4 protein-coding genes are annotated in these 5,146 nt (G+C 41.3%); all 4 read left to right on the top strand.

All coding sequences use genetic code 11. From position 1 onward, the window contains the following. Nucleotides 1-186 precede the first annotated feature (186 nt). Nucleotides 187-1,404 (top strand): L-2-hydroxyglutarate oxidase, encoded by a 1,218-nt coding sequence (gene lhgO / locus AC1DO4_RS27530; protein ID WP_477420976.1) that lies wholly within the window; start codon nt 187-189, stop codon nt 1,402-1,404. Between the two features lie 142 nt (nt 1,405-1,546). Beyond that, nucleotides 1,547-3,448, top strand: coding sequence for a DUF1800 domain-containing protein (locus tag AC1DO4_RS27525; RefSeq protein ID WP_477420975.1), 1,902 nt, complete (start codon nt 1,547-1,549; stop codon nt 3,446-3,448). A 19-nt stretch (nt 3,449-3,467) separates the two neighbouring features. Next, the gene (locus AC1DO4_RS27520; RefSeq protein WP_477420974.1) at nt 3,468-4,742 is read left to right on the top strand and encodes a DUF1501 domain-containing protein; all 1,275 of its coding nucleotides are present in this window, start codon (nt 3,468-3,470) and stop codon (nt 4,740-4,742) included. A gap of 156 nt (nt 4,743-4,898) precedes the next feature. Further along, nucleotides 4,899-5,146, top strand: a 248-nt coding sequence (locus AC1DO4_RS27515) for a sugar phosphate nucleotidyltransferase (protein ID WP_477420973.1), incomplete at its 3' end; no start/stop codon positions are given.

Raw genomic sequence — 5,146 nt, 5'->3', positions numbered from 1 at the left:
GATTACTTTAAATCGTTACCCGAAACGGAGATAAATCACAAGGATTTTACATACTATAACAAATAGTAGCCACGGTTAAAAATAAAAAGCTCAATTTTGTCATCAGGATAAAATTGAGCTTTTTGGCTTTTATAGATTTTTGCCTTATTTCTCCTTTATTTAGCTTTATAGTACTTATTTGAAAGAATGGAAAACGGATATGACCTCATTATTATAGGCGGAGGTATTGTAGGTATGGCTACTGCCTATAAGATCAATACACGCAATCCCGATAAAAAAATCCTTGTTCTTGAAAAAGAAAGTGAAGTAGCAGCGCATCAAACAGGGCACAACTCAGGCGTCATTCACTCGGGTATTTATTACAAACCAAATTCCTATAAAGCTAAACTTTGTGTTGACGGCCGACGCGAACTGGTTGCATTTGCTCAGGAAAATAAGATACCTCATGATATCTGTGGAAAAATCATTGTAGCCACCAAGCAATCCGAGTTGGCTCACATGAATAAGGTATTTAATAATGGCCTTGCTAATGGGGTAGAGGGTATCGAAAAGATTGACAGTAAAAAAATAAAGGAAATAGAACCTTTTTGCGAAGGTATTGAAGGCATTTGGGTACCATGTACGGGCATTATCAACTTTGCTGCGGTTACCCGTAAATACCGCGAATTATTTGAAGCTAAATTTCCAGAAAGTAAAGTGCTCACTAATTGTGCAGCAAAAGCATTTGAACACCACACAAATTACACAACCGTAATTACCAATAAAGGTAGCTTTAATACAAAGTATTTAATTACTGCTGGCGGCCTGCAGGCCGATAGGCTTGCATCAAGCGCCGGTGCACCAAGCGAAGCTCATATTGTTGGTTTTAGGGGCGATTATTATGATTTGACAATACAAGGAAAAAATAAGGTAAAAAACCTTATTTACCCGGTGCCTAACCCGGAGTTCCCTTTCCTGGGCGTACACTTTACCCGTATGATTGATGGTACAGTAGAATGCGGCCCGAATGCGGTTTTTGTATTTAAACGGGAAGGATATGAAAAAACTGATTTTTCATTAGGTGACACTATTGAGGCTTTAAAATTTAAAGGAACATGGAACCTTTTTATAAAACACTGGCGTTTTGGTTTGGATGAATACAGACGTGCATTTTCAAAAAAACGTTTTTTAACTGGTTTACAACAACTCATCCCAAGTCTTACAATGGACGATTTGCAACCTGGCCGGGCAGGTGTAAGGGCAATGGCCATATCTGCCGATGGCGAAACGCTCGATGACTTTAAAATTGAAGCAAAGGATAATATGCTTCATGTTTTAAATGCACCATCGCCGGCAGCAACGGCATCGTTGGCCATAGGCAACGCCATTGCTGATATGGCCGCAGAACGATTTGCATTTAATTAATATTAAAAAATACTTAATAAAAGACTTGTAAAACTGTTTTGCAGGTCTGTTGTTTTCTTAATACTTCGCATTTTTAAAATGAATAAGATTAAACCTTAAGCAGGTATTGAGGTCATATAATTGTCATCGCTAATAGCTTAGTATGAAACCAGTAAAAAGCACTTTTCTATCGGTATTTGTTTTGGTTGGTGCTTTCCTTATTTTTTCTTCATTCTATAGCGGGTATAATGCTAATGATACCCCCCAATTTCCTTATAAACAAGCTGGCCTTACAAAAAGGCAAGCTGCTGCACACTTATTAAGCCGTTTTACCTATGGAGCTACACCTGGTGAAGTTGACGCAGTTGCAAAAGAGGGCCTCGAAAAATGGTTCGGCGAACAACTTGACGGCAAATTGCCCGACGATTCACTTAACCAGCAGTTAGACCATTTTGATGCACTTAAGCTAAGCAATACCGAAATAGCTAATATATATCCGCGTCCTGGACAGGCAGCTCAAAAGGCCATAAAAAGCGGAATCATCAATAAAGATTCGATACAAAGCAATAAAGCGGAATACAAAAAAATGCTGCAGGATTATATGGAGCAAAATGGTATGAAGCCTCAGCAGGAACTCTTTCGTCAGTTTATCAATCAAAAAATATTAAGAGCAGCATATAGTAATAATCAGCTTCTGGAGGTGATGACCAGCTTTTGGTTTAATCATTTTAATGTATCCATCACCAAAAACCAATGTGCCGGATTTATTCCGGATTACGAGCGCGATGTAATACGGCCCAATGCTTTAGGCAAATTCAATGATATCCTGCTGGCTACTGCAAAATCTCCTGCAATGTTGTACTACCTTGATAATTTTAGCAGTTCGTCTGCAATTGTACCTAAGCAGCAAATGATGCCCGATGCGCTGCCGGATAGCAGTAAACAAGGTATGCTGATGAATAAACTAAAAAAAGTAAGGCAGCAACGTGGCCTTAATGAAAACTATGCACGCGAGGTAATGGAATTGCATACCCTTGGTGTTGACGGTGGATACACACAACAGGATGTTACGCAGGCGGCAAAGGTTCTTACAGGCTGGTCGGTTTATCCGATGGAAAATTATGATAAAGGGAATAACATCTTGTCAAAAGTCATAGAGAAGAAAACTGCCATCGGCGGATTTGTGCATGATGGCGACTTTTTATTTAACCTTAATCGACACGATAACAGTGAGAAGGTAGTACTGGGCAAACATTTTGGCCCCAACGAGGGATATGATGAAGGCGTACAATTATTGAGTATGCTGGCGCATCAGCAATCAACAGCAAAGTTTATTTCGCGCAAACTGGCAGTTAGATTTGTGAGTGATACGCCCCCGCAAGTCCTGATAAATAAGATGGCCAAAACTTTTTTAAGTAGCAATGGTGATATTAAACAGGTGCTTATTACTATGGTTRCGGCCCCCGAATTTTGGGCAGCTTCGGCTTTACGGGAAAAAACAAAATCGCCGTTTGAGCTGGCTATCAATACCGTTCGGAGCTTGAATGCCCGGGTAACCCAGCTTTACCAGTTATATAACTGGATAAACAGGATGGGCGAAAAAATTTATTATTACCAGGCCCCAACAGGCTTCCCCGATAAGGGACAATATTGGATTAACACCGGGGCTTTATTGAATCGGATGAATTTTGGATTAGCTTTTGCTTCCGGGCGGATACCCGGTGTAACATTCGACCTGCTAAAACTGAACAATAACCGCGAGCCCGAAAGCGCCCAGGCTGCACTGATTACTTACAGCAAGATCATTATGCCCGAAAGGCCCCTGGATAAGGCAATAAAACAGCTTGCCCCCATGCTGAATGATCCACAGTTAATGGTAAAGGTAAATAGGGCAAGCAATAACGCCTCACCGCTGGTAAAGGATGCGCTTTTGATGCCTGGTGATTCAGCTGATCCTGATACTGGGACAAAGATGCAGGTAATGCCAAAGGTAGATGAAACCAAATCAATGCTGGCGCAGGTAGTAGGGATAATAATAGGTTCGCCGGAGTACCAAAGACGTTAATCTGATAAAAATAAAGATTATGTTATCAAGAAGAGGGTTTTTAAAAGCTGGAGGGTTAACTTTATTTGGTGTTGGCCTAATGGGCGGCATCCCGGCGTTTATTGCCGAAGCCGCCGCGCAGGATAAAATAATAGCGCCCTACAAAAAAGGAAAAACGCTGGTATGCATATTTCAGCGCGGAGCGATGGATGGCCTGATGGCCGTTACCCCGTTTACAGATCAGTATCTGAAAGAAGGCCGCCCYAATTTATTTATGGATGCGACTAAAAATGGCAATGATAATCCGCTGATTGATCTGGATGGTAAATTTGGCCTGCACCCATCCATGAAAGCTTTTGAACCAATGTTCCGCGAAAAAAGGTTGGGTATCGTGCATGGCATCGGTTCGCCAAATAACACCAGATCACATTTTGATGCACAGGATTACATGGAAAGCGGAACCCCTTTTAATAAAGGTACAGCAAGCGGCTGGCTTAACAGGGCGGTTGGTTTATTAGGACACGATGCTTTAACGCCATTTACAGCGGTGAGCTTAACATCGGCAATACCACGATCCTTTTATGGAGATAACCCGGCCGTGGCTATCAGCAACCTGCAGGATTTTGCCCTGCAAATGCGCGGCAACCCTATGGGGACGAACCTTGCCGCAAAAAGCTTCGAGGAGCTATATGATCAAGCTGCACCAGGTTTATTGAAAGATAYGGGCAAAGAAAGTTTCGATGCGTTAAAAATACTGCAAAGGGCCGGCGTTAAAAATTATACACCTGCTAATGGTGCTGTTTATCCAAACTCGGCATTAGGTAGTTCATTAAAACAAATTGCCCAGCTTATAAAGATGAATGTAGGTTTGGAGATTGCCTTTACCGAATCGAATGGTTGGGATACACACTTTAACCAGGGTACAGCTAATGGTATATTTGCCCGTAACGTGACCGACCTTAGCAATAGTATGATGGCTTTCTGGACAGATATTGGCAGCAACTATCAGGATGAAGTTACCCTAATGACTATGACTGAGTTCGGGCGTACCGTTCATCAAAACGGTACCGGTGGTACAGATCACGGTAGGGCTTCATGTAATTTTATTTTAGGCAATAATGTTAATGGTGGCAAGGTGCATGGCATTATGCAGCCATTAGCTGTTGACAACCTGGAAGATGGCCGTGATTTAGCCGTCACAACAGATTTTAGGAATGTATTCTGCGAGGTAGCCGACAAGCATTTAAAGATAAATAATGACAAAGTGCTGTTCCCGGATTTTGCTGCCAGGCAAATAGGGGTATTGAAGATTTAAAGATGGATTTTGCGTGTTTTGAGCCAACTGAGCCAATTGTTAATAAATCTGTAATAAAAACAGATCTTAATTAATATTGTTGTTGTATTTTGATCCGGAGTGTATCATTACTGCATTTTGATTTTTTTATATTCAGCTTAATTCTTAAAATTACACATGAACAAAAACTACTATGCCATTATCATGGCAGGCGGAATAGGCAGCCGTTTTTGGCCGATAAGCCGTGCTTCGCATCCCAAACAGTTTATCGATATATTAGGAACCGGCAAAACATTAATACAAAACACCTACGAACGCTTCCTGAAAGTGTGCCCCAAAGAAAACATTTACATAGTAACCAATGAAAATTATGCCAAACTGGTAAAAGCCCAGCTTCCGGATCTGGAAGACCAGCAGATATTAAC

This window comes from Mucilaginibacter sp. P5_A6 (assembly GCF_056400585.1).
This window is presented reverse-complemented; position numbering and strand designations above follow the sequence as displayed.

Bases quoted from the DNA above. Each gene is read 5' to 3' on its own strand.
- lhgO (WP_477420976.1), top strand. From the start codon at position 187: ATGGAAAACGGATATGACCTCATTATTATAGGCGGAGGTATTGTAGGT.